We start from the raw sequence: 22,721 nt of genomic DNA, 5'->3' as shown, positions 1-22,721 counted from the left end.
CCGGGCGCCGATGGCTTGGATCAGCCGGTGGCCCCGATGAACGGTATCCCCCGAGACGCCCGCTGACGCGGGTTTCGGGGTGCACATCCGTGCAGATTCGTGCTGGAACGCGACGCCGCGCCACCGCGCGCGACGCGCTGGGCCGGCGGCGGCGCGGCCCGCTACTCGACCAGCGAGGACTCGGCGATCGCGACCCCGTGGCGCTCGGCGAGCACGCGTCGCGCCTCGCGGACCTCGGCGTCGCGTCGCTCGGCGTCCCACCCGAGCTCGGCCGCGACGAGGTCCGCCAACTCCTCGAGGAGGGGCGCGGTGAGCGTGCCGGTGAATGCGATGCTGGTGCGCCGCTGCACGAGGTCGAGCAGGTGCGCGACCCGCTCGGTGCGCACGAGCCAGCCGATCTCGCCGCGCGTGTACCCGGCGTGGTGCCGGAGGGCGGCGTCCTCGACGCCGTCCACCTCGTCGAGGAGCGCAGCGGCGCGCGTGCCGTAACGATCGAGCAGTACCTCGGCGCGCTCGCGGCCGACCTCGTCGGCGTGGGACACGACCCACACGCGGCGCGCGTCGTCGGAGGTCGGGAAGCCCGCGCCGCCGCCGATCGCGAGACCCGCGGTGGACCGGAGCCGCTCGCGGCCGAGGAGCCCGAGCACCTCGTCGGAGAGGTGCTCGGCCAGGGCGCGGAACGTCGTCCACTTGCCGCCGACGAGGCTGAGCAGCATCGTGCCCGGCCGCTCGGCGACCTCGGCCCGCTCGATGCGGTAGTCGCGGCTCACGAAGCCCGGCTGGGTGTCGTCGTGCCGAGGCAGCGGGCGGACCCCCGAGAAGCGGTAGACGATCTGCGACCGGTCGACCACGATGCCTGGGAAAACGTGCGCGATGAGCTCGAAGAAGTAGTCGACCTCCTCATCGGTGCACACCGCGGGCTCTCGCATGTCGTGCTCGAGGTCGGTCGTGCCGACCATGACGCGGCCCTTCAGCGGGTAGATGAGCACGATGCGCCCGTCCTCGTGCTCGAAGAAGATCTCGCGTCCGCCGGTCGCCGCGAGCAGCTCGGGGTGGTCGAGCACGATGTGCGAGCCCTTCGTGCCGCCCATGTACGTCGTCGGCCGGCCGAGTCCCGCGTTCGTGAGGTCGGTCCAGGGTCCCGACGCGTTGACGACGACGTCGGCGGCGATCGCGAAGTCCTCGCCGGTGAGGCCGTCGCGCACGCGCACGCCGTCGGCGCCGAGCCCGACGGCCGCGACGTGGTTCACCGCGCGGGCGTGCGACCCGGCGGCGAGGCCGTCGAACAGCACGTCGAGTGCGAGGCGCTCGGGGTCGTGCATGCTCGCGTCGTAGTAGGTCGCGGTGTACTTCAGGTCGGGGTTCAGTGCGGGCAGGTCGGCCAGCGAGCGCCGACGCCCGTGGAACCGGTGGCGCGGGACCGAGCCGCCGTCGCGCGAGAACGCGTCGTAGATCGTGAGGCCGCTCTTGATGAGCACCGCCCCGCGCTCGGTGGGCCTGCCCTGCCGGTGCGTGAGGAACCGCAGCGGGGCCGAGAGGATGCCCGAGAAGGTCGAGAAGATCGGCACCGTCGTCTCGAGCGGCTTGACGTAGTGCGGCGCGATCCGGATCAGCGCGTTGCGCTCCTGCACCGACTCCTGCACGAGCCGGAACTCGCCGTTCTCGAGGTAGCGGATGCCGCCGTGGATCATGTGCGACGACGCCGACGACGCCCCCGACACGAAGTCGGCCTGCTCGACCAGCACGACGTCGACGCCCTGCAGCGCGAGGTCCCGGAAGGTGGCGAGGCCGTTGATGCCGCCGCCGATGATGACGACGTCGGCGGCGGGCCGTGCGCGCAGCGCGGCGACCTCGGGGCGCAGGCGCCCGGAGCGGTCGTGGCGAGACGTGGTCGTGGGGTTCGCAGACATCGCTGTCCTCTTCTCGATGCGGTCGATTCTCGATGCGGGATCCGCGGCATCGCCGGGCTTGCGCTGGGCGGGCCGGTGTGGATGAATACATCGTGAGCATGCTCGCACGCAGTTGCAAGCCGCGTGCACATATGTGCAAGGAGTCGCATGGACCTCGAGAACGACCAGCACGCACCCGAGACCGTCTCGGGCAAGACGCGCGACGCCCTTCGGGCCGCCCACCTGTACTACATGCAGGACCTCACGATGGACGCCATCGCGTCGGAGCTGCACACCTCGCGATCCTCGATCTCGCGCCTGTTGAGCCATGCCCGGGCCAGCGGCCTGGTCGAGATCTCCATCCATTCCCCGCTCGACCTCCCCAGCCGGATCGAGCACGAGATCCTCGAGCGGCACGAGGTTCGCGCGCACGTCGTCCCGGTGCCCGACCACGCGAGCGACGTCGACCGCCTCGACCGGGTGGCCCTGTCGGCTGCACGGATTCTCGGCCAGTACGTCGACTCGAACCAGATGATCGGCGTCGCGTGGGGATCGACGATGTCGGCGATGAGCCGGCACCTCGTGCCGAAGGCGACGCACAACACCGAGATCGTGCAGCTGAACGGCGCCGGCAACCTGCGCACCACCGGCATCCTCTACGCGAGCGAGCTGCTGCGCCGGTTCGGCGATGCGTTCGGCGCGCGCGTGCAGCAGTTCCCCGTGCCGGCGTTCTTCGACGACCCGGACACGAAGCGCGCGTTCTGGCGCGAGCGCAGCACCCGCCGCCTCCTCGACCTGCAGGCGCGGCTCGACGTGGCGATCTTCGGCGTCGGCTCCCCGTTCGCCGAGGTGCCGAGCCACGTCTACCAGGGCGGCTACCTCGAGCGGTCCGACTACGAGGCGCTGAGCCGCGAGGGCGTGGTCGGCGACGTGGCGACGGTGTTCTACCGCACCGACGGCACGAGCGAGGGCATCGCGTTGAACGACCGTGCGACCGGACCCGACTTCGCGATCCTCCGTCGCGCGCCGCGACGCATCTGCGTGGTGTCGGGCCGGGCCAAGCTGCCGAGCCTGCGCGGCGCGCTCGCGGCGGGGCTCATCACCGACCTCATCGTCGACGAGGGCACCGCTCGCGCGCTCGTCGAGCCCTGAGCGTCGCCCCGGGTCGGGGAATAGTCGGCGCGTCGGCGCGTTGACCTAGAATCGACACGAGAAACGTGCTCCGGGGTCGGTGCAAGTCCGAACCGGCGGTGAAAGTCCGCGAGCCGCGAGCGCGGGGTCGAGAGGCCTCGAGCGAGCGGTTGAACCGGTGGAATTCCGGTACCGACGGTGAAAGTCCGGATGGGAGGCGGCACGTGTCGGCTGCGCCATGCGTGGTCGACGATATGCGGCATCGCCGAGCATCCCCGGAGCCCGAGAAAGACGGGACCCAGATGACCACCGGTGAGCACACCATGGCGGATGCCTCCGCGATGCGCCGTGCGCTCGAGCTCGCCATGCGCGGCCCCGCCACCGGCGTGAACCCCCGCGTCGGCTGCGTGATCCTCTCCGCGCACGGCGAGGTGCTCGCCGAGGGATGGCACCGCGGCGCGGGCACCGCGCACGCCGAGGTCGACGCGCTCTCGAAGCTCGCGCCCGGCGCCGCCGAGGGCGCCACCGCCGTGGTGACGCTGGAGCCGTGCAACCACACGGGCCGCACCGGGCCCTGCGCCGAGGCGCTCGTCGACGCCGGCATCGCCCGCGTCGTGTACACCGTCGCCGATCCCGGCGACCACTCGGCGGGCGGGGCAGACCGACTGCGCGCCGCCGGCGTCGAGGTCACCGCCGGGGTGCTGGCCGACGAGGCCGAGGCTGTGCTCGACGACTGGCTCTTCGCCGCTCGGCACCGTCGCCCGCACGTGACCGTGAAGTGGGCATCGACCCTCGACGGCCGCGCGGCCGCCGCCGACGGCACGAGCCAGTGGATCACGGGTCCCGCGGCCCGCGCCGACGTGCACCGCCGCCGCGCCGCCGCCGACGCCATCGCCGTCGGCACCGGCACCGTCTTCGCCGACGATCCCGCGCTCACCGCGCGCACGCCCGGCGGCGAGTTCTTCGACGCCCAGCCGGTGCCCGTGGTGTTCGGGCGACGGCCCGTGCCCGCCGAGGCGGCCGTATCGCGGCATCCGCACGCACCCATGTTCCTCGAGGGCACCGACCTGGCCGCCGACCTCCACGAACTGCAGCGCCGGGGCATCCGCTCGCTCTTCGTCGAGGGCGGGCCGACCCTCGCGAGCGCGTTCCTCGCGGCCGGACTCGTCGACGAGGTGCTCGTCTACCTCGCGCCCGCCCTCCTCGGCGGACCCCGACTCGCACTCGGCGACCTCGGCGTGGCGACCGTCGCCGACGCCGTCCGCCTCGAACTCGCCGCCGTCGAGCGGCTCGGCGACGACCTGCTGGTCATCGCCCACCCCAGACCGACCGAAGGGAACTGACATGTTCACCGGAATCATCGAGGAGCTCGGCACCGTCACGCGCGTCGAGCGCGGCGCCGACGCGGCGCGCCTCACCGTGCGCGGACCCCTCGCCGTGCAGGGCGTGCGGCACGGCGACTCGATCGCCGTGTCGGGCGTGTGCCTCACGGTCGTCGACTTCGACGACGCGTCGTTCACGGCCGACGTGATGGCGCAGACGCTCGCGATGTCGACGCTCGACGGCGTGCGCGAGGGCCTCGCCGTCAACCTCGAGCGTGCCGCCCAGGTGGGCGACCGCCTCGGCGGCCACATCGTGCAAGGCCACATCGACGGCACCGCCCGCGTGCTCGAGGTGCGCCCGGGCGAGGCCTGGCGCGTCATCCGCTTCTCGCTCGACGACGCCCACGCGCCCCTCGTGGTCGACAAGGGCTCGATCGCCGTCGACGGCGTCTCGCTCACCGTCAGCGCGCTCGGCGACGAGCCGTCGGGCTCGTGGTTCGAGGTGTCCCTCATCCCCGAGACGCTCGCCGCCACGACCCTCGGCGCACGCGAGGTCGGCGACCTCGTCAACATCGAGACCGACATCCTCGCCCGCCACGTCGAGCGGATGCTGCGCTTCGACGTGCACCGTTCGCTGCCGTCGTCGCTCGCCGCCGAGCCCGCCGTCGCCGGGGCGGGAGGTCTCGCATGAGCCTGGCCACGATCCCCGAGGTGCTCGAGGCGCTGCGCGCCGGCAAGCCCGTCATCGTCGCCGACGACGAGGCCCGCGAGAACGAGGGCGACGCCATCATGGCGGCCGAGTTCGCGACCCAGGAGTGGATCGCGTGGATGGTGCGCCACACGAGCGGCTTCCTCTGCGCGCCCATGACGAACGCGATCGCCGACAAGCTCGAGCTCCCGCTCATGACCGAGCGCAACCAGGACGTGCGCGGCACGGCGTACACGATCTCGGTCGACGCAGCCGACCGCACGTCGACGGGCATCAGCGCCGCCGACCGCGCGCACACGCTCCGCGTGCTGGCCGACCCGGCGTCGACGCCCGACCGCCTCATCCGTCCCGGCCACATCCTGCCGCTGCGCGCCGTCGACGGCGGCGTGCGCGAGCGCGCGGGGCACACCGAGGCGGCCGTCGACCTCATGCTGCTCGCGGGCCTCTCCCCCGTCGGCGTCATCGGCGAGATCGTCGCCGACGACGGCGAGATGATGCGACTGCCCGGGCTCATCGAGCTCGGCGCCCGCGACGGCCTGCCGGTCACGACCGTCGAGGCGCTCGTCGAGTGGATGGACGAGTGGCACACGGGCCAGGCCCTCACGGGCGCGCCCGCCGTGGTGCCCGAGACGTCGCGCGTCGAGTTCGAGGTGGAGACCTCGCTGCCGACCGAACACGGCGTCTTCACCGTGCGCGCCTACCGCGACCGCTCGACGGGCGCGGACCACGTCGCGATCATCGCGGGCGATCCCGCGGACGACCACGCAGGGGCTGTGGTGCGCGTGCACTCGGAGTGCCTGACGGGCGAGGCGTTCGGTTCGCTGAAGTGCGAGTGCGGTCCGCAGCTCGACACGGCGCTCAGCGAGATCCAGGAGCGCGGCGGCGTGGTGGTCTACCTGCGCGGACACGAGGGCCGGGGCATCGGGCTCATCAACAAGCTCCGCGCCTACCGGCTGCAGGAGGACGGCCTGGACACGCTCGACGCGAACCTCGCGCTCGGCCTCCCCATCGACGCCCGCGACTACGGCGCCGCCACGGCGATCCTCGCCGACCTCGGCATCGACACCGTGCGCCTGCTCACGAACAATCCCGAGAAGGTGCGCCAGCTCGAGGCCCACGGCATCCGCGTGGCCGAGCGCCTCCCCCTCGTGGTCGGCGTCGGCGCCGTCAACACCGGGTACCTCGACACCAAGCGTCGCCGCATGGGCCACGCGATCGACGACCAGCAGCTGACGGATGCCGCGGCTGAGGCCCTCCTGGAAGGACACGCATCATGAGCGGTCACGGCTCTCCCACCCTCGACGTCGACGGCACCGGCCTCACGGTCGTGGTCGTCGCCGGCAGCTGGCACGACGAGATCACCGACGGCCTGATCGCCGGCGCGACGCGCACGCTCGAGGCATCCGGAGCATCGTACGAGCTCGTGCGCGTGCCCGGCAGCTTCGAGCTGCCCGTCGTGGCGAAGGCCGCGCTCGAGGCGGGCGCCGACGCGGTGGTGGCGCTGGGCGTCATCATCCGCGGCGGCACGCCGCACTTCGAGTACGTCTCGTCGGCCGCGACCGACGGGCTCACGCGCGTCGCCATCGACACGGGCAAGCCGGTCGGGTTCGGCGTGCTGACGCTCGACGACGAGCAGCAGGGCCTCGACCGCGCCGGGCTCCCCGGCTCGAAGGAGGACAAGGGCCGCGAGGCGGCGGAGGCAGCGATCGCGACCGCCCGCGTGCTGCGCGCCGTCTGGGCCTGAGCCGCGGCTCCGACCTTCGATTGATTCCGGCCCGTACCGGCCGATTCCGGTCGTACCGACGGGCGCCCGAGTCCTAGGCTCGGGGTATGGACGTCCTGCGCATCATCCTGCTCATCCTCCACTTCGTCGGCCTCGCGATGCTGTTCGGCGGGTTCCTGGTGCAACAGAAGGCGATCGCGCAGGGCAAGGGCACCGTGCTGCCCATCATGTGGCGCGGCGCGCTCACGCAGATCGTGACCGGCCTGCTGCTCGTGGCGACGATCGAGATCGGCGACCTGTTCGAGATCAACAACATCAAGATCGGCGTCAAGCTCCTCGTCGCGATCATCATCACGGTGCTCGTCCTCGTGTACCGCAAGAAGGACCCGGCGCCGAGCTGGGCGCTCTGGACGGTCGGCGGTCTGACGTTCGCGAACATCGTCATCGCCGTCGCCTGGCGCTGACCCGCCGTTCACCGCACCGACCACACCGCTCGTCGCATCCGGTTCGACCTCCCGGATGCGGCGGGCGTAGTGTTGTCCGGTTGCCACAAGCGACGATTCCCAGCCCTTCGCGGCCCGCATACGCCTGACCGACGTGCCCGTCGTGGAGTCGACCCACCAGTTCCACGGAGTCTCGCAGGCGATGTCCTCATCCAGTTCGGCGGCCGCCACGGCCGCAGCCACCACCCCAGCCAATCCCCGTAGTCGGGTCATCCTCGCCAGCCTCATCGGCACGACGATCGAGTTCTACGACTTTTACGTCTACGCGACGGCGGCGGTGCTGGTCTTCCCGCACCTCTTCTTCCCGACGGGCGATCCCACGACCGCCCTGCTCTCGTCGTTCGCCGTCTTCGGCGCGGCCATGGTCGCCCGACCGCTCGGCGCGATCGTCTTCGGCCACCTCGGCGACAAGCACGGCCGCAAGGCAACCCTCGTCGGCGCGCTGCTCACGATGGGCATCGCGACCTTCCTCATCGGCGTGCTGCCGACCTACGCGGCTGTGGGCTGGCTCGCACCGCTCCTGCTCGTGGTCCTCCGCATCGCGCAGGGCTTCGCCCTCGGCGGAGAGTGGTCGGGTGCCGCGCTCGTCGCGACCGAGAACGCCCCCGAGGGCAAGCGCGCGTGGTACGGCACGTTCCCGCAGCTCGGTGCGCCGATCGGCTTCATCATCGCGAACGGCCTCTTCCTCGTCATCGCCGCGATCCTCCCGTCCGACGACCCGTCGATGCCCTCGCAGGCCTTCCTCGACTGGGGCTGGCGCATCCCGTTCCTGTTCTCCGTCGTCATGGTGGCGGTGGGCCTGTGGGTGCGGCTCCGCCTCGTCGAGTCCGCGGCGTTCTCCAAGGCGTCGAAGACCGGCAAGCTCAAGCGGCTCCCCCTCGCGAGCGTGTTCCGCAGCTACTGGAAGCAGCTCATCCTCGGCACGTTCTTCATGCTGGCGACGTACGTGCTCTTCTACCTGATGACCACCTTCTCGCTGGCGTACGGTCGCGCGCCCGTCGAGCCGACCGAGGGCGCCTTGCCCGGCCTCGGCTACTCCTACAACACCTTCGTGCTCATGCTCATCGGCGGCGTGCTGTTCTTCGGCGTCTTCACGCTGGTCTCGGGCCCGTGGGCCGACCGCTGGGGCCGCCGCCGCACGCTCATCTGGGTCACGCTCGGCATCATCGTGTTCGGCCTCATCTGGGTGCCGCTGCTCGGCGCCGGCTTCTGGGGCGTCATGCTCTGGCTCGTCGTGGGCTTCTCGCTCATGGGCCTGACGTTCGGCCCCATGGGCGCGCTGCTGCCCGAGCTCTTCCCGACCAACGTGCGATACACCGGGTCGGGCATCTCGTACAACGTGTCGTCGATCCTGGGAGCCGCGGTGGCGCCGTTCATCGCGGTCGCGCTCTGGCAGGCCGGCGGCGGCAGCCCCTTCTGGGTGGGGGTCTACCTCTCGGTCATGGCGGTGCTCACGCTCATCGCCCTGCTCATCTCGAAGGAGACGAAGGACGTCGACTTCGAGGCCGCGGGCGACGCCGAGGGCCGGCTCGCCGAGGCGCAGGCGGAGGCCGCGTCCCTTTAGAGGTGCCATGCAACGACGGGCGGATGCCGCAGCACTCGAGGCTGCGGCATCCGCCCTGTTTCGTGCTCGTGAACCCTGCGACCCGACCCTTCTCGGCGCCCGGGGCCGGGCGTAGCATGTGACCGAACAGGGCCGCCGAGGACGTCCGCCGGCACCGTCGGCGCTCGGGGACCCGGAACGCGAGCCGCAGATGATGAACTCGACGATGGACATGATGAAGGGCGCCATGTCGTCGTCGGACATGCCCATGAAGGACATGGACCCGATGATGATGCAGGAGGCCATCGAAGCCCTCACCGCGTGTAGCCAGGCGTGCATCATGTGCGCCGACTCGGACGCGGGCGAGGGCATGGGCCGGTGCGCCGGGCTTTGCGCGAACTGCGCGGACGTCTGCGACACCATGACGCGCATGCTGCTCCGCATGAACGGCATGGACCCCCAGGTCATGATGTCGATGATGCAGACGACGATCGTGATGTGCCGCGCCTGCTCGGCGGAGTGCATGATGCACGCCGAGATGAGCGAACACTGCCGCATGTGCGCGATGGCGTGCGACCAGGCCGTGATGGCCATGGAGAAGATGATGAGCGCCATGAGCGAGGCGATGCCGATGGCGTGAGTCCGGAGCAGGTTCCGGGGCGCGTCAGGTCTGCGACGACGCGCCCTGCGTCATACGGGCAGCGAGCTCAGGCGAACGCGATGGATCAGGCGAACGCGACGGATCAGGCGAACGCGACGCTGTGGCGCTCGTCGCCGCGGGCGAGCACCCCGTAGACGACGTGCAGCGCGACCGGCTCGCCGACGGCCAGCGTGCCGCCGAACGCGTCGTGGTGCCAGACGCGGCGCAGCCCGTCGCCGCCGAGGTCGGCGAGCGTCGCGAAGCCCTGGTCGTCGACGTCGATCACGATCGCGTCGATCCACTTGCTCGCCGTGGTCGTCGCGAGGCGATCCTGCATGACGTGCAGGCCGTGCCCCGGACGGTGGCTCCGGCACTCCGCCGCCGACTCGCAGCCGCGCATGCCCATGACCGCGCCCGTGCGGGGCTCGGTGGCGGCGTGCGGCTCGCGATGCGACATGAGTGCTCCTCGGTTGTTCGTTCCGGCCACGATACGCGCGGGCGGATCGGATGTCGCGGCGGGCCGTCACACGCGGAAACACTGACCTCACGGTCGGCCCCGGAGGAGGGATGGCCGCGCGACAGGCGCGGGGCTAGCGTGGGCCCATGTTCATCCACATGTCCATCCACCACCCGAATCCGGGCTACGAGGAGGAGGTGCTCGACTCGATGAACCGCGTGCGCCTCGCGGCGCTGGGCACACCCGGGCTGATCCAGATCGGGCCGTGGCGCGAGGAGGCGGGCGGTCGGGTGGTCGGCATCGCCATGTGGGAGTCGCGTGCGCACTGGGAGGCCGCGCTGCCCGCGCTGTTCGCCGCGGCCTCCGACGACGACCCCGAGGGCCGTTGGCATGCGACGCCGCCCGAACGGATCCTGCTCGACGACGCCTGGGCGCTGCCGCCCGACGACCTCGTGGACTGAGGGTCGCGGGAGGTCGCGGTGGATGCGCCGATGCGCGTGATGCAGACGTTCGGGGAACCGCGGCCGACCACGAATCCCTACCTCGTCATGCTCCGCAACGCGCTCGAGGCCGAGCCGTCGGTCGAGCACGTGCCGTTCTCGTGGCGCGAGGCGCTCGTCGGACGCTACGACGTGCTGCACGTGCACTGGCCCGACGCGCTCCTCGCCGGACGCAGCCGGTGGACGCGCGCCGGCAAGCGAGCCGCCCTCGCCGCCCTGGCCGTTCGTGCCCGAGCGGGACGGATCGCGGTCGTGCGCACCGTGCACAACGTCACGCCGCCGCGCGGCCCGGCCGTCGATCGCGCCCTCGACCTGTCGCTCGACCGGAGCACCGACGTGCGTATCCGCATCTCCGCGCTGACGCCCGAGGCGCCCGGCATCCCGTCGGTGCTCATCCCGCACGGGCACTACCGCGCCTGGTTCGAGCGGATGCCGCGGAGCGACGTCGTGCCCGGGCAGCTCGGGTACGTCGGCCTGATCAAGCCGTACAAGGGCGTCGAGCGGCTCGTCGAGGCGTACGCCGCGGCATCCGTCGGAGGACCGGACCCGAGCACGCCGGCGCTCACGCTGCGGATCGCCGGTGAACCGACCGACGACGTGGTCGCACGAGACCTGCGCGAGGCGGCCGCGCGACTCGACGGCCTGGCGGTCGAACTGCGGTACGTCGACGACCCCGAGTTCGTCGAGGTGGTCACGTCGAGCGAGCTCGTCGTGCTGCCGTACCGGCACCTGCACAACTCGGGCGCCGCCCTGGCCGCCCTCTCGCTGGATCGGCCGGTGCTCGTGCCCGACAACGACGTCACCCGGGCCCTCGGCGTGGAGGTCGGCCCGCGCTGGGTGCACCGGTTCGCGGGCGACCTCACCGCAGCCGCACTGCTCGAGGCGATTCGTGCGGTGCACGACGACCCGCCGTCGAGCGCGCCCGACTTGCACGCCCGGGACTGGGACGGCGTGGGGGCCGCCCACGCCGCCGCCTACCGGCTCGCGATGGACCGGCGGGCGCGGCGCCGCGGCATCCGCTCCGCCCCGGAACCGGCGGAGCAGCCGCTCCCCCGCGAGCTCGTCGTCGCGATCCCCACGTTCCACCGCGCCGAGGCGCTGCGTCGCGCGCTCGAAGGGGTGCGGGCCCAGGTCGACGCGGAGAACGCGCGGGCCGACTCGCCGTTGCGGTGCTCGATCCTCGTCGTCGACAACGACCCGGCCGGGTCGGGCGAGGGCGTCGCTCACGAGCAGGGCGCGGCCTACGTCGTGGAGCCGCGGCCCGGGATCGCGGCCGTGCGCAATCGCGCGCTTGCCGAGTGCGACGGCACGGGTGCGCTGCTCTTCCTCGACGACGACGAGGTGCCCGAGCCCGGGTGGCTGCGCACGATGGTGGACGCGTTCACGAGCGCGCGGCCGACGGCGGTCGCCGGGCGCGTGGTCACGCGCTTCCCCGATCCCGTGCATGCCTGGGTCGGCGCGAGCGGCGCGTTCATCCGCCCGGTGCGCCGGGACGGCGAGGCGCTGCGGGAGGCCGCGACGAACAACCTGCTGCTCGACGTCCCGGCCGTGCGGCGACTCGGGCTCGCGTTCGACGAGCGGTTCGGGCTCACCGGCGGGAGCGACAGCATGTTCACGCTCCAGCTCACCCGGCGCGGCGGGACGATCCGCTGGGCGCAGCACGCCGTCGTGACCGAGCAGGAGGAGCCCGAGCGGTTCACCCGTCGGTGGGTGCTCGCGCGCACGTTCCGGTTCGGCAACACCTCGGCGCGCGTGCGCATCGCCCTCGCCCCCACGCGGGCGGGCAGGCTCGTGGAACGACTCCGCGCGATCGGACGCGGCATCGCGCGCGTGCTCGGCGGCGGAGCGCGGCTGGTCTGGGGCACGCTCGCGGGATCGCTCGTGCACCGCGCCCGCGGTGCCCGCACGGTGAGCCGTGGCCTCGGCATGCTGGCGGGCGCGGTCGGCTACGCGCACGACGAGTACGGGCGGCGACGCGCCGCCGGCGTGTGAGCGCAGGTCCGGCTCAGTCGAGGAACAGCGCGCGCAGCCGCCGGGTCGTGAACACGAGCCCGATCGCGATCATGACCAGGTAGTAGAGCACGTGCCAGAGCATGCCCCAGCTCACGTCGCCCGTGGTCAGGCCGCGAACCAGCTCCACGCCGTGCCAGAGCGGCAGCGCCTGGATGACGGCCTGCAGCCACTCGGGGTAGACCGTGATCGGGTAGAACGTGGCCGAGAAGAGGAACATCGGGAGCATCACGAAGTTGATCCAGTCCATCTGCTGGAAGGTCTTCATGTAGCTCGTGATCGCCATGCCGAGGCTCGCGAAGCCGAATGCGATGAGCAGCACGGCCGGCACGGCGAGCAGCGCCCACCACGAGAGGTTGAGCCCGAGCACCTGCATCACGAGCTGGAAGCCGACGGCGTACAGCGCGCCGCGGAGCAGGGCGAGCATGATCTCGCCGAGGGCCACGTCGAGCGGGCCGAGCGAAGTGGAGAGCATCCCCTCGTAGAGCTTCGCGAACTGCATCTTGAAGAACACGTTCCACGTGGAGTCGTAGATCGCGCCGTTCATCGCGGCCGTCGCGAGGAGCGCCGGCGCGATGAACGCGGCGTACGGCACCTGCTGGCCGCCCGTCGTCGTGACGGTGCCGACGAGCGTGCCGAGTCCGATGCCCATGGCGAGCAGGTAGAAGATCGGCTCGAAGAAGCCGCTCACGATCACGAGCCAGTTCGTGCTGCGGGTGGCACGCCAGCCGCGCAGCATCACCGCGCGGGCGTTGCCGGCGTAGAGGGAGCGCACCGGGCGCGAACCTGCGCCGGGACGCACCCGGTCGCGCTGCGTGAGTTCGGTCATCGGTTCAGCCTCCGCACGGCGATGCGGCGCGACCACGCCCACCCCACCACGATGAGCACGGCGAGATAGGCGACGTGCACGATCGTGAGCCAGATGGGCTCGGCGTAGCCGTAGGAGAAGACGCGTGCGAGCTCGGTGCTGTGCCACAGCGGCGAGATCCAGCCGATCCACTGCAGCCAGATCGGGAAGGTCGACAGCGGGAAGAACGTGCCCGAGAAGAGCGTCATCGGCAGCACGACGAAGCGCATGACCATGGCGAGCTGCCCGGTGTCCTCCTCGAGCGTGGACGTGTAGCCCATGAGGACGGCGCCGAACGCGAGCCCGCCGAGCAGGCCCGCGACGATGGAGAGGAACGCGATGGGCGACGGCGCGGCGCCGAACACCAGGATCAGCGCGAAGAACAGCACGAGGTTCACGGTCATGCGCACGGCGACCGAGATCACGATGCCGTCGACGATCTGCGTGGGCCGCAGCGGCGACGCGCTCATGCCCGTGAAGGTCGGGTTCCACTTGTACCCGAGCATGATCGGGTAGGTGAACTCCTCGCTCGCGACCGTGATGGCGGCGCTCGCGAGCAGCGCGGGCGCGACGAACACCAGGTAGCTCACGCCGTCGAGGTCGGTGTCGACGATCGTGGCGAGGCCGACGCCGAGCGCGTAGAGGTAGATGAGCGGGTTGCCGATGCCCGCGACGACGACCGTGCCGGTGTAGCTCCGCATGACGCGGAAGCGGTGCAGCGCGACGTACCAGGCGCCCCAGCGGCGTGGGCGGCGGCCCGCGGCGAGCGCCCGCGCGGTGTCGCTGCGCACCTCGGTGGAGACGTCGCCGCTCATTCGATGAGGCTCCGTCCGGTGAGGCGCAGGAAGACGTCCTCGAGGCTCGACCGGCGCACGAGGCTCGTGAGCGGGTGCAGGCCCGCCTCGGTGATGCGCACGAGCTCGGACTCGCCGTTGTCGCTGTACACGAGGATGCGGTCGGGCAGCACCTCCATGCGGTCGCCGATGCCGGTCAGCCGTTCGGCCACCTCGCTGTTGCGGTCGCTGCCGAACCGCACCTCGAGCACCTCGCGCGACGAGTAGCGGCGGATGAGCTCGGCAGGCGTGCCCTCGGCCATGATGGCGCCGTTGTCGACGACCACGAGCCGGTCGCAGAGCTGCTCGGCCTCGTCCATGTAGTGCGTCGTGAGCAGGAGCGTGGTGCCCTGCTCCTTGAGCCGGAACAGGCGGTCCCACAGGATGTGCCTGGCCTGCGGGTCGAGGCCGGTCGTGGGCTCGTCGAGCAGCAGCACGCGCGGGTCGTTGATGAGGGCGCGCGCGATGGTGAGCCGCCGCTTCATGCCGCCCGAGAGCGCGTCGACCTTCGCCTTGCCTTTGTCGGCGAGCTGGGCGAACGCGAGCAGCTCGTCGGCGCGCGTGGCGACCAGCCGCGACGGCAGGCCGAAGTAGCGGCCGTAGACGACCAGGTTCTCGCGCACGCGCAGCTCGGTGTCGAGGTTGTCGGACTGCGGCACGACGCCCAACTGCGAGCGGATCTCGGGACCGTGCACGTCGGGGTCGAGGCCGACCACCTCGAGCTCGCCCGAGGTGCGGGTGGAGACCGCGCCGACCATGCGCATCGTCGTGGACTTGCCGGCGCCGTTCGGCCCGAGCAGCCCGAACGACTCGCCCGGCGCCACCTCGAACGAGATGCCGTCGACGGCGGCGAAGTCGCCGTACCGCTTGACCAGGTTCCGGGCGACGATGACAGGTGCTGGCACAGTGCACCACTGTAGCCGCGGGCACCGACAGCCGCGCGGCACCGGGTGCCCACGCCCGATACCCCCCGAACTGGGGTGTTCATGCGTGCGAATGTGATGCGACCGTCACGCGAATCGGGAGATGGACTCCGTTTCGGCGCTTAGTCTGGAGGGGCCCCCTACGCACCACCTGCGGCCGCGCCGCAGACCCGAAACCCCGCCCGGAGCTTGCGCGTGCCCCGCATCCTCATCACCGCCAATCACCTGCGCCGAATCAGAGGCTCCGAACTCGTGACCCTCGAGCTGGCCGAGGAGTTCCTGCTCCGCGGCTGGCACGTCGACGTCTACACCAACCTGTTCCTCTCGCCGATGGCCGAGCGCTTCAGCGCGCTCGACGGACTCGGCGGCGGCACGTTGCGCGTCGCCGACGACCCGTACGACGACTTCGGCCTCGACTACGACCTCATCTGGGTGCAGCACTCGCTGCTGCCGCCGTCGATCATCCGCCGGCTCGCCGAACGAGAGACGCGCACCCCGATCGTCTGGCACCACATGTCGGCGCTCGCCGAGATCGAACTGCCGCTCGTGGCCGACATCGAGAACGACCTGAGCGACCTCGAGACCTACGTGTCCGAGCGCACCCGCGAGCTCCAGCGCCGGTACGGGCTGACCGAGCCGAGCCTCATCGTCGCCAATCCGGTGCCGCGCCGGTTCACCGAACCGTCGGTCCGAGCGGATGCCGCGCCAGCCGCCGCCGTCGCCGGCTCCGACCTCGCCCGCACCGACATCCCCCGGCCCGCCCCCGCCCGCCCCTCCAGCATCGCCGTCGTGTCGAACCATCCGCCGCAGGAGGTGCTCGACGCCGCCGCCATGCTGCGCGGACTCGACGTCGAGGTCGACGTCATCGGCGAGGCCACCGAGGTCCGCGAGATCACGCCCGAGCTGCTCGCCGCGTACGACGGCGTCGTGACCATCGGCAAGACCGTGCAGTACGCGTTGTCCCTCGGCGTCCCGGTCTACGTGTACGACCACTTCGGCGGCGCGGGATGGCTCACTCCCGACAACGACGCCGCGCAGGCCGCGACGAACTACAGCGGACGCGCGACCGCACGCCGGATCGACGGTGCCGCGATCGCGGCCGAGGTCGTCGACGGCTTCGCGGCGGCCCGGGAGTTCGCGCTGGAGCGGCGCGCGCAGCACGCCGAGCGATTCTCGCTCCGGCGGAGCATCGACAGCGTGCTCTCGCACCCCGCCATCGTGGACCCCGCCCCGAAGCAGCTCACCGAGGCGCAGTCCCTGCGCTGGTTGGCCCTGTCCGAGCAGCTGCGGGGCATGTACCGCACGCTCGAGCACCTCGCCGACGAGCTCGCCCGGACGACCGCGGAGCCGTCGGCGATCGACCAGGCGATCGAGGCGGCCGCCGAGGAGGCACCGGCCCTGGCAGGCCTCGTGCACGTGTTCGTGGCCACCGCCGACGACCCCCTCGCCACCGCGCGCGCCTCGGCGAGCGTGGCGCAGCAGCGCCTCGCGCCCGACCGCGTCACCACGCCCGAGCACACCGGCCTGCAGCCCACTGCCGGCGCTGAGGTGGACGTGCGGACGTCGGTCGCCCGCCTCAACGAGCTCGTGGTCGAGGTGGCGACGGAGTTCGTCGCCATCCAGGACGGCACGGCCTCGTGGCATCCCGACTTCCTGGCCGCCGCCATCGACCACCTCGACCTCCACCCCGAGGAGGCGGCCGTCGTCGCGCCGGCGGCGCGCACGGTCGAACGGGTCGTGAACGGGCACCGGGTCGAGATCGAGCACCACGCCCTGCCGCGCGCGACGCCTGGCCGTCACGACGTCATCGACGTCTCGGACCAGCTCGTGGCCAACCACACGCCGTTCGGGGCCATGGTCTTCCGCCGGTCCGCCGCCGTGGCCGCCGGCCTCCTCGACGGCGACCTGCGCTTCGCGATGGACTGGGACTTCGGGCTGCGCCTGCTGCACGTCGGACCGATCGGCATCCTCGACGGCAGCACCGCGCTCGTCACGTTCCACCTCGACGAGGACGAGGCGGTCGCGGGTTCGGACGCTCGGGCCCGGACCGAGCTCGCCGCCAAGGCCATGCGCCTCGATGGCGACCGCCGCCTGATGTACTCGGCCGTGCTCACCTCGCAGGCCGCCGCCGCCAACGTCGACCGCTCGGCCATCAGCGAGCGGATCGACGACCTCGCCAGCACGCTCCGAGCGCGCGCCGCGGAGCCGGCCGAGGGCATCGAGCTGCGGGTCCGGCGCTACCTCCGCCGGCTCCCGGCGCGACTGGCCCGGCGCCTTCCGATGCGACCCGGGGTGCGTCGATGATGCACGCCGAACTCCGCCGCGAGACCGTCGCGGATGCCGAGATCGTCTGCTTCGACGTCTTCGACACGCTCCTCGACCGTACGTTCCTGCGCCCGACCGACGTGTTCACGCTCACCCGCCATCGCGTCAACGCCGACGGTCGCTACTGGCTCGACGCGGGGTGGACCGACGCCAGGATCGCGGCCGAAGCCGCCTGCTACACGGCGCCCGGCATCGGTCCCGACATCACGCTCGATGACATCTACGACCGGCTCACGCGCACGCTGCGGATGACCGAGGCCATGCGGGAGGCCGTCCAGGCCGCCGAGGTCGCGACCGAGCTCTCCGTCCTCTCGGCGACACGTCGCGGACGCCGGCTGTACGACCTGGCCGTCGAGTCCGGAGCCCGGATCTTCATCGTCAGTGACATGTACCTGCCCCCGTCGGCGATCGCCGCCGCACTCGAACGGGCGGGGTACGCCGGGTGGGAGCGGCTCATCGTGAGCGGCCACGACAAGGTCGCCAAGCACGACGGCACCGCCTTCCGGATGCTGCGAGCCGAGTTCCCCGACGCGCGCATCGTCCACATCGGCGACAACGCCCTCAGCGACGTCGAGATGCCCCGCCGTGCCGGCCTCGATGCGGTGCACCTCCCCGCGGGCGCCGCGGCGGTCGCTCCCGACTCGGCACTGCCCTGCGACGCGCTGGCGCGCATCAGCGCAAACGACCGGCACACGCACCTCGAGTTCGGCTGGAGCCTCATCGGCGGGCTCACAGCGCGCGCCGTCGACCGCACGGCGCACGATCCGGCGTCGGACATCGGCTACGCGGTGCTGGGCCCGCTGCTCGTCGGCTTCTCGCAGTGGCTCCATACGAGCGCGCGCGACCGCGGGGTCGAGCGCCTGTCCTTCCTCGCACGCGAGGGGCGCCTGCTGCAGCGCGCGTACCAGGAGCTGTTCGGCGAGGCGGCGATCCCGAGCGACTACGTGTACGCGTCGCGCCGGATGATCAACCTCGCCGGGATCCACTCGCCGATGACCCCGAGCGAGCTCGACTTCCTCGTCGCGACCGGTGCGCCGCTGCGCGTCTCGGAGTACGTGACCCGCTTCCTGCGCGACCTCAGCCCCGAGCACATCGAGGCCGCCGCGCGCTCGGTCGGGCTCCGCTCGTCGTCGGTCGTCGGTCCCGAGGAGGGCGCGCGCATCCGGCAGGTGTTCCGCAACCTGCAGCCCGACATCCTCGAGGTGGCCGCTCTCGAGCGGGAGCCGGTCATCGCCTACCTGCGGTCCGTCGACCTGCACCTGCCGACCACCGCCGTCGTCGACGTCGGCTGGCAGGGCAGCATCCAGTCGTCGCTGCGGCGCCTGGTCAATCCCGACCTCGAGGGCTTCTACTTCGGGATCCACCCCACCGAGAAGACGCTGGGGGCACCGTGGCAGCACGGCTTCGTCGACGGGCGGGTCGCTGCCGCGGCCGAGTGGCACCGCGAGTGCATCCTTCCGGGCATCGAGGTCATCGAGATGCTCTTCGGCAACCACGACGACGCGTCCGTCGCGACAGTCGTCCGCGACGGCGACGGGTTCGCGCCCGTCTTCACCGACGAGCGGATGGGCGAGGAGGACGCCGAGGTGATCCGGGTGGCGCAGTCCGCCGCGCTCCGCTTCGTGCGCGACTTCTCGGAGGCCGCGGCGACCATGCCGCCGAGCGTGACGCAGCTCTCGCTCGACGTCGCCCTCGCCTTCCTCGGCGAGCTGGTGCTGCACCCGACCGCCCAGCAGGCGCGCCTGCTCGGCGGCCTGATGCACGACAACTCGCTGGGGGTGACCTCGTCGCCGCTGGCCATGCCGCGCCGCGGGCGCCGCTACTACCGGTGGCACGGGATGGCGCTCGAGCGCGAGCTCTCCCGGGCGTGGTGGAAGGCGGGCTTCCTGAAGAACGTGGAGGCCGGCCATTCCTCCCGCCGCTGACGCCGCCGCGCGGGTCGCGGCGTCGCCGGCGGGCATGTCTCGTCCGCGCATCCCCGCGTTCGATCACCTCCGGGGCTACTTCCTCGCGCTCATCATCGTCACGCACCTGTACCTGATGCCGAACCTGGTCGAGGTCGTGACGGGGCGCGGCGCGTTGCCCGCGTCGGCCGCCGAGGGCTTCTGTGCGATCTCCGGCATCATCACGGGCTACGTGTTCCTGCCGCGGGTGCATCGGATGGGCGTGCGTCCCGTGGCGGTCAAGCTGCTGCGCCGCGCCGGCCTGGTCTACCTCGGCGCCGTGACGCTCGTGCTGATCCGGCTGATGTTCGCGGCCCGGAACGGCGAGCCGGTGGAGGTCGGCACCATCGTCGACGCGCTCCTCCTGCGCCAGGCCGGCAGCGTCGCGCCGGACTTCCTCGCGATGTACGCGGTCCTGGTCCTCCTGTCCCCGCTCGTGCTGTGGGCCGCGCGGTACCGGCGCGAGTGGATCCCCATCGGGATCACGGCGGGCACGTGGATCGCCGCACAGTCCCTGCCCGAGCTCGACGATGCCTGGCTCATGCGGCTGAGCTGGTCGTTCGTCTTCGTCGTCGGCATCGCCATCGGATGCCGCTGGCCAGAGCTCCGCTCGCTCGTCCACCGCGTTCCCCGGCGGACTCGCCGCGCCCTCGGCGTCGTGCTCGTCGTCGTCTTCGTGGTGACGGCGCTCGCGGCGGAGTTCCTCATCTTCTGGAACCACCACGTGCTCGTCGCGGCGACCGACGCGCCGCCGAGCTCGGTGATCGACGCGCTCCGGGCCATCGAGGGGCGGTTCCTCGCCGAGTGGGCGTGGTTCGGGCCGCTGCAGGAGAAGGCGTCGCTCGGCCCCGCCCGGCTCGTGATCGGGACGCTGTGGTTCGCAGCACTCTTCCTGATCTTCCGGGCGGTCGGGCCGACGCTCGATCGCGCGCTCGGCGGCCTGCTCAGCACGTTCGGCCGCAACTCGCTCGCGACCTACGTCACGCACCGGCTCGTGATCGAGCTCGTCATCGCGCCGACCGTCTGGGCGCGGATCGCGGAGCGCGACAGCCTCCTCCTCAACACGGCCGCGGTCGTCGCCACCGAGATCGTGGTGCTCGTGTGCGTGCGCGCATGGATCGCCGTCCGCGGCGCCTGGCGCCGGCGCAGGGCCTCGACGGACACGACGTCGGCGAGCACGACGGCCGCCGGAAGCGGCGAGGAGCTGCGCCCCACGCCCGTCGTAGCATGACCTCATGCAGACTCCCCCGCCCGTGATCCGGGTGTCCGACGAGGTGCGCACCGCGGTCGACGAGCGCCGCCCGGTGCTCGCGCTCGAGTCCACGATCCTGACCCACGGGCTCCCGCGCCCGCGCAACCTCGAGGTGGGGATCGCGTCCGAGCAGCAGGTGCGCGACGCGGGCGTCCTGCCCGCAACCGTCGGGGTCGTCGACGGCGTGCCGGTCGTCGGCCTGTCCGCGGCCGAGATCGAACGGCTCTGCACCGCCGACGGCGTCGTGAAGGTGAGCGTGCGCGACCTGCCCATCGCCCGGGCGAAGGGGCTCGACGGCGGCACCACCGTCGCCGGGACCGCGTGGCTCGCGCATCGCGCCGGAGTCCGCGTCATGTCGACGGGCGGCCTCGGCGGCGTGCATCGCGGCGCGAGCGAGACGTTCGACGAGTCGGCCGACCTCGGCACGCTCGCGACGACGCCCATCACGCTCGTCAGCGCCGGCGTGAAGTCGATCCTCGACATCGGCGCGACGCTCGAGCGGCTCGAGACACTGAACGTGCCCGTCGTCGGCTACCGCACCGACCGCTACCCGGGGTTCTACGTGGCCGACTCGGGCTTCGCGCTCGACTACCGCATCGAGAGCCCCGCGGATGCCGCGGCGCTGGCCCGCGCGCGCGACGAGCTCGGCCTGGCGTCGGCCGTGCTCGTGGCCAACCCGGTCGACCCGGCGAAGCAGCTCGACCCCGAGTTCCACGATCGCGTGCTCGCCGAGGCGCTCGACGCGGCATCCGCGGCCGGCGTCTCGGGGCACGACACGACGCCGTTCCTCCTCGACCACGTGCAGCGCGCGACCGGCGGACGGAGCCTCGAGGTGAACCTCGAGGTGTACCGCGGCAACGTCGCCCTCGGCGCGGAGATCGCGCGTGCCGTCGCCGGCTGAGCCGACGGGCCTCCTCGCGGTCGTCGGCGACCTCGTCGAGGACATCGTGGTGTGGGCCGACGAGCCGCTGCGCGTCGCGACCGACACGGCCGCGCGGGTGTTCCGCGCCCGCGGCGGCAGCGCCGCGAACGTCGCCGCCCTGGCCGCGCCGCTCGTGCCGACGCGCTTCATCGGCCGGGTCGGGGCGGATGCCGCGGGCGACGCGCTCGCGCACGACCTCGCCGCCGCCGGGGTCGACGTGCGCGTGCAGCGCGAGGGCCGCACGGGCACCGTCGTGCTGCTCATCGACGCCGACGGCGAGCGCACGATGTTCCCCGACCGCGGCGCCTCCGCGCAGCTCGCGGACGTCGACGACGCCTGGCTCGACGGCGTCGCGTGGCTGCACCTGTCCGCCTACGGACTGGAGCGCGAGCCCATGCGGCACGAGCTCGTGCGCCTCGCCGCGGTGGCGCGGGAGCGCGGCATCCGCGTGTCGGTCGACGCGTCGTCGACGGGCCTGATCGCCGGGATCGGCACCGATGTCGCGCTCGACCTGTTCCGGGTGATCGCGCCCGACCTGGTGTTCGCGAACGAGGACGAGGCGTCGCTGCTCGGCCTGGCGGGCGGCGGGGCGGTCGCGGCATCCGTCGCCGCCACCGTCGTCGTGAAGCACGGGCCGCTGCCCACCGACGTCATCGTGCGCGGCGCCCTCGCCGAGCGCGTCGACGTCGCGCCCGTCCCCGACATCCGCGACCTCACGGGCGCGGGCGACGCGTTCGCGGCCGGGTACCTCACCGCAGTGCTGCGCGGGGCGGATGCCGCGGCGGCCTGCCTCGCCGGGCATGCGAGCGCGGCATCCGTGCTCGCGAACCCCGGCGCGCACGCGACCTCCGGCGACTCCTGAATCAGGATGTCAACCTGGATTGACACGCAACGGAAGCGTCAACTACGGTTGACGCCATGGACGACCGCACCCTCCGCACCGCCATCGCCGCGGCCGACGGCGGTGACCCCTACCGGGCGCTGCGCGAGCTGCACCACGCCCGCATCGAGCTGAACCGCGAGCTCGACCGCGCCGAGGCGGTCGCCGTGCGCCGCGCCCGGGCCGCCGGGTCGAGCTGGCAGCTCATCGCACTGGCGCTCGACGTGTCGAAGCAGGCGGTGCACAAGAAGTACGGGCGCGGGTAGCCCCGAGCCCCCACGGCGCCGAGCACCCGCGGCGCCGACCACCCGGCCCGGGTCCGCACCCAGCAGGGCCACGTATGCTGCAAGGCGGCGACGACGCGACCAC

Annotated in this window: 21 protein-coding genes and 1 riboswitch; of the genes, 16 read left to right on the top strand and 5 right to left on the bottom strand. The window is 72.2% G+C overall.

The window, feature by feature from the left end; genetic code table 11:
• Positions 1–161 precede the first annotated feature (161 nt).
• The gene (locus ACFVN5_RS16930) at positions 162–1,910 is read right to left on the bottom strand and encodes a glycerol-3-phosphate dehydrogenase/oxidase (RefSeq protein WP_376956505.1); all 1,749 of its coding nucleotides are present in this window, start codon (positions 1,908–1,910) and stop codon (positions 162–164) included.
• Between the two features lie 147 nt (positions 1,911–2,057).
• On the opposite strand from ACFVN5_RS16930, the gene ACFVN5_RS16925 reads away from it, so the two are divergent.
• The 8 genes from ACFVN5_RS16925 to ACFVN5_RS16890 all read left to right on the top strand — a co-directional run bounded on the left by ACFVN5_RS16925 (position 2,058) and on the right by ACFVN5_RS16890 (position 9,460).
• Positions 2,058–3,041 (top strand): sugar-binding transcriptional regulator, encoded by a 984-nt coding sequence (locus tag ACFVN5_RS16925; RefSeq protein ID WP_376956503.1) that lies wholly within the window; start codon positions 2,058–2,060, stop codon positions 3,039–3,041.
• Positions 3,042–3,102: 61 nt separating this feature from the next.
• Positions 3,103–3,248, top strand: a riboswitch (FMN riboswitch).
• Positions 3,249–3,322: 74 nt separating this feature from the next.
• The gene (gene ribD, locus ACFVN5_RS16920; RefSeq protein ID WP_376956501.1) at positions 3,323–4,363 is read left to right on the top strand and encodes a bifunctional diaminohydroxyphosphoribosylaminopyrimidine deaminase/5-amino-6-(5-phosphoribosylamino)uracil reductase RibD; all 1,041 of its coding nucleotides are present in this window, start codon (positions 3,323–3,325) and stop codon (positions 4,361–4,363) included.
• Between the two features lies 1 nt (position 4,364).
• The gene (locus ACFVN5_RS16915) at positions 4,365–5,033 is read left to right on the top strand and encodes a riboflavin synthase (protein ID WP_376956499.1); all 669 of its coding nucleotides are present in this window, start codon (positions 4,365–4,367) and stop codon (positions 5,031–5,033) included.
• Positions 5,030–6,328, top strand: coding sequence for a GTP cyclohydrolase II (gene ribA, locus ACFVN5_RS16910; RefSeq protein ID WP_376956497.1), 1,299 nt, complete (start codon positions 5,030–5,032; stop codon positions 6,326–6,328). Before ACFVN5_RS16915 ends, ribA begins: the two co-directional genes overlap by 4 nt.
• Complete coding sequence (gene ribH, locus ACFVN5_RS16905) at positions 6,325–6,795, top strand: 6,7-dimethyl-8-ribityllumazine synthase (RefSeq protein WP_376956495.1); 471 nt, start codon at positions 6,325–6,327, stop codon at positions 6,793–6,795. Before ribA ends, ribH begins: the two co-directional genes overlap by 4 nt.
• Positions 6,796–6,881: 86 nt before the next feature.
• On the top strand, positions 6,882–7,238 hold the full coding sequence (locus ACFVN5_RS16900) for a hypothetical protein (protein WP_376956493.1): 357 nt from the start codon (positions 6,882–6,884) through the stop codon (positions 7,236–7,238).
• Positions 7,239–7,419: 181 nt separating this feature from the next.
• Positions 7,420–8,841, top strand: coding sequence for an MFS transporter (locus ACFVN5_RS16895; RefSeq protein ID WP_376956491.1), 1,422 nt, complete (start codon positions 7,420–7,422; stop codon positions 8,839–8,841).
• Positions 8,842–8,959: 118 nt separating this feature from the next.
• Positions 8,960–9,460 carry a hypothetical protein gene (locus tag ACFVN5_RS16890; RefSeq protein ID WP_376956489.1) on the top strand — a complete coding sequence of 167 codons (501 nt, stop codon included), beginning with the start codon at positions 8,960–8,962 and terminating at the stop codon, positions 9,458–9,460.
• A 103-nt stretch (positions 9,461–9,563) separates the two neighbouring features.
• On the opposite strand, the gene ACFVN5_RS16885 is transcribed toward ACFVN5_RS16890, so the two are convergent.
• Positions 9,564–9,917, bottom strand: coding sequence for a hypothetical protein (locus tag ACFVN5_RS16885; protein WP_376956487.1), 354 nt, complete (start codon positions 9,915–9,917; stop codon positions 9,564–9,566).
• A gap of 146 nt (positions 9,918–10,063) precedes the next feature.
• On the opposite strand from ACFVN5_RS16885, the gene ACFVN5_RS16880 reads away from it, so the two are divergent.
• Both ACFVN5_RS16880 and ACFVN5_RS16875 read left to right on the top strand, forming a co-directional pair.
• Complete coding sequence (locus tag ACFVN5_RS16880) at positions 10,064–10,378, top strand: hypothetical protein (protein WP_376956485.1); 315 nt, start codon at positions 10,064–10,066, stop codon at positions 10,376–10,378.
• A 30-nt stretch (positions 10,379–10,408) separates the two neighbouring features.
• The gene (locus ACFVN5_RS16875; protein WP_376956483.1) at positions 10,409–12,409 is read left to right on the top strand and encodes a glycosyltransferase; all 2,001 of its coding nucleotides are present in this window, start codon (positions 10,409–10,411) and stop codon (positions 12,407–12,409) included.
• Positions 12,410–12,422: 13 nt separating this feature from the next.
• Here the strand turns inward: ACFVN5_RS16875 and ACFVN5_RS16870 are convergent, their stop codons facing one another.
• The 3 genes from ACFVN5_RS16870 to ACFVN5_RS16860 are packed head-to-tail and all read right to left on the bottom strand — an operon-like array spanning position 12,423 to position 15,012.
• Positions 12,423–13,256 carry an ABC transporter permease gene (locus ACFVN5_RS16870; RefSeq protein ID WP_376956481.1) on the bottom strand — a complete coding sequence of 278 codons (834 nt, stop codon included), beginning with the start codon at positions 13,254–13,256 and terminating at the stop codon, positions 12,423–12,425.
• Positions 13,253–14,089 (bottom strand): ABC transporter permease, encoded by an 837-nt coding sequence (locus ACFVN5_RS16865; protein WP_376956479.1) that lies wholly within the window; start codon positions 14,087–14,089, stop codon positions 13,253–13,255. The genes ACFVN5_RS16870 and ACFVN5_RS16865 overlap by 4 nt, the downstream gene beginning before the upstream one ends.
• Positions 14,086–15,012 carry an ABC transporter ATP-binding protein gene (locus ACFVN5_RS16860; protein WP_376956477.1) on the bottom strand — a complete coding sequence of 309 codons (927 nt, stop codon included), beginning with the start codon at positions 15,010–15,012 and terminating at the stop codon, positions 14,086–14,088. The genes ACFVN5_RS16865 and ACFVN5_RS16860 overlap by 4 nt, the downstream gene beginning before the upstream one ends.
• Positions 15,013–15,282: 270 nt before the next feature.
• On the opposite strand from ACFVN5_RS16860, the gene ACFVN5_RS16855 reads away from it, so the two are divergent.
• From ACFVN5_RS16855 to ACFVN5_RS16830, 6 genes are read left to right on the top strand one after another with little or no spacing between them, the layout of a single operon-like run.
• Positions 15,283–17,334 carry a hypothetical protein gene (locus tag ACFVN5_RS16855; RefSeq protein WP_376956475.1) on the top strand — a complete coding sequence of 684 codons (2,052 nt, stop codon included), beginning with the start codon at positions 15,283–15,285 and terminating at the stop codon, positions 17,332–17,334.
• Positions 17,331–19,280: an HAD-IA family hydrolase gene (locus ACFVN5_RS16850; RefSeq protein WP_376956473.1), complete on the top strand. Its 1,950-nt coding sequence runs from the start codon at positions 17,331–17,333 to the stop codon at positions 19,278–19,280. The genes ACFVN5_RS16855 and ACFVN5_RS16850 overlap by 4 nt, the downstream gene beginning before the upstream one ends.
• Positions 19,281–19,314: 34 nt before the next feature.
• Positions 19,315–20,529, top strand: coding sequence for an OpgC domain-containing protein (gene opgC / locus ACFVN5_RS16845; RefSeq protein ID WP_376956471.1), 1,215 nt, complete (start codon positions 19,315–19,317; stop codon positions 20,527–20,529).
• Between the two features lie 4 nt (positions 20,530–20,533).
• Positions 20,534–21,451, top strand: coding sequence for a pseudouridine-5'-phosphate glycosidase (locus ACFVN5_RS16840; protein WP_376956469.1), 918 nt, complete (start codon positions 20,534–20,536; stop codon positions 21,449–21,451).
• Positions 21,435–22,334 (top strand): carbohydrate kinase family protein, encoded by a 900-nt coding sequence (locus tag ACFVN5_RS16835; RefSeq protein ID WP_376956467.1) that lies wholly within the window; start codon positions 21,435–21,437, stop codon positions 22,332–22,334. The genes ACFVN5_RS16840 and ACFVN5_RS16835 overlap by 17 nt, the downstream gene beginning before the upstream one ends.
• 56 nt (positions 22,335–22,390) lie before the next feature.
• A complete protein-coding gene (locus ACFVN5_RS16830) occupies positions 22,391–22,618 on the top strand; it encodes a hypothetical protein (RefSeq protein ID WP_376956465.1) in 228 nt (75 codons plus the stop codon).
• The last annotated feature ends 103 nt before the right edge of the window (positions 22,619–22,721 follow it).

It is taken from the genome of Agromyces sp. NPDC057865 (assembly GCF_042796995.1).
Classification (GTDB): domain Bacteria; phylum Actinomycetota; class Actinomycetes; order Actinomycetales; family Microbacteriaceae; genus Agromyces.
Note: the sequence above shows the minus strand (reverse complement) of the source record. Positions and strands in the feature narration are given on the sequence as shown.

Coding starts and splice junctions, on each gene's coding strand:
- ACFVN5_RS16875 (WP_376956483.1), top strand. CDS start 10,409: ATGCGCGTGATGCAGACGTTCGGGGAACCGCGGCCGACCACGAATCCC.
- ACFVN5_RS16895 (WP_376956491.1), top strand. CDS start 7,420: ATGTCCTCATCCAGTTCGGCGGCCGCCACGGCCGCAGCCACCACCCCA.
- ACFVN5_RS16925 (WP_376956503.1), top strand. CDS start 2,058: ATGGACCTCGAGAACGACCAGCACGCACCCGAGACCGTCTCGGGCAAG.
- opgC (WP_376956471.1), top strand. CDS start 19,315: ATGTCTCGTCCGCGCATCCCCGCGTTCGATCACCTCCGGGGCTACTTC.
- ribD (WP_376956501.1), top strand. CDS start 3,323: ATGACCACCGGTGAGCACACCATGGCGGATGCCTCCGCGATGCGCCGT.
- ACFVN5_RS16840 (WP_376956469.1), top strand. CDS start 20,534: ATGCAGACTCCCCCGCCCGTGATCCGGGTGTCCGACGAGGTGCGCACC.
- ribA (WP_376956497.1), top strand. CDS start 5,030: ATGAGCCTGGCCACGATCCCCGAGGTGCTCGAGGCGCTGCGCGCCGGC.
- ribH (WP_376956495.1), top strand. CDS start 6,325: ATGAGCGGTCACGGCTCTCCCACCCTCGACGTCGACGGCACCGGCCTC.
- ACFVN5_RS16865 (WP_376956479.1), bottom strand. CDS start 14,089: ATGAGCGGCGACGTCTCCACCGAGGTGCGCAGCGACACCGCGCGGGCG.
- ACFVN5_RS16850 (WP_376956473.1), top strand. CDS start 17,331: ATGATGCACGCCGAACTCCGCCGCGAGACCGTCGCGGATGCCGAGATC.
- ACFVN5_RS16870 (WP_376956481.1), bottom strand. CDS start 13,256: ATGACCGAACTCACGCAGCGCGACCGGGTGCGTCCCGGCGCAGGTTCG.
- ACFVN5_RS16915 (WP_376956499.1), top strand. CDS start 4,365: ATGTTCACCGGAATCATCGAGGAGCTCGGCACCGTCACGCGCGTCGAG.
- ACFVN5_RS16830 (WP_376956465.1), top strand. CDS start 22,391: ATGGACGACCGCACCCTCCGCACCGCCATCGCCGCGGCCGACGGCGGT.
- ACFVN5_RS16885 (WP_376956487.1), bottom strand. CDS start 9,917: ATGTCGCATCGCGAGCCGCACGCCGCCACCGAGCCCCGCACGGGCGCG.
- ACFVN5_RS16900 (WP_376956493.1), top strand. CDS start 6,882: ATGGACGTCCTGCGCATCATCCTGCTCATCCTCCACTTCGTCGGCCTC.
- ACFVN5_RS16930 (WP_376956505.1), bottom strand. CDS start 1,910: ATGTCTGCGAACCCCACGACCACGTCTCGCCACGACCGCTCCGGGCGC.
- ACFVN5_RS16880 (WP_376956485.1), top strand. CDS start 10,064: ATGTTCATCCACATGTCCATCCACCACCCGAATCCGGGCTACGAGGAG.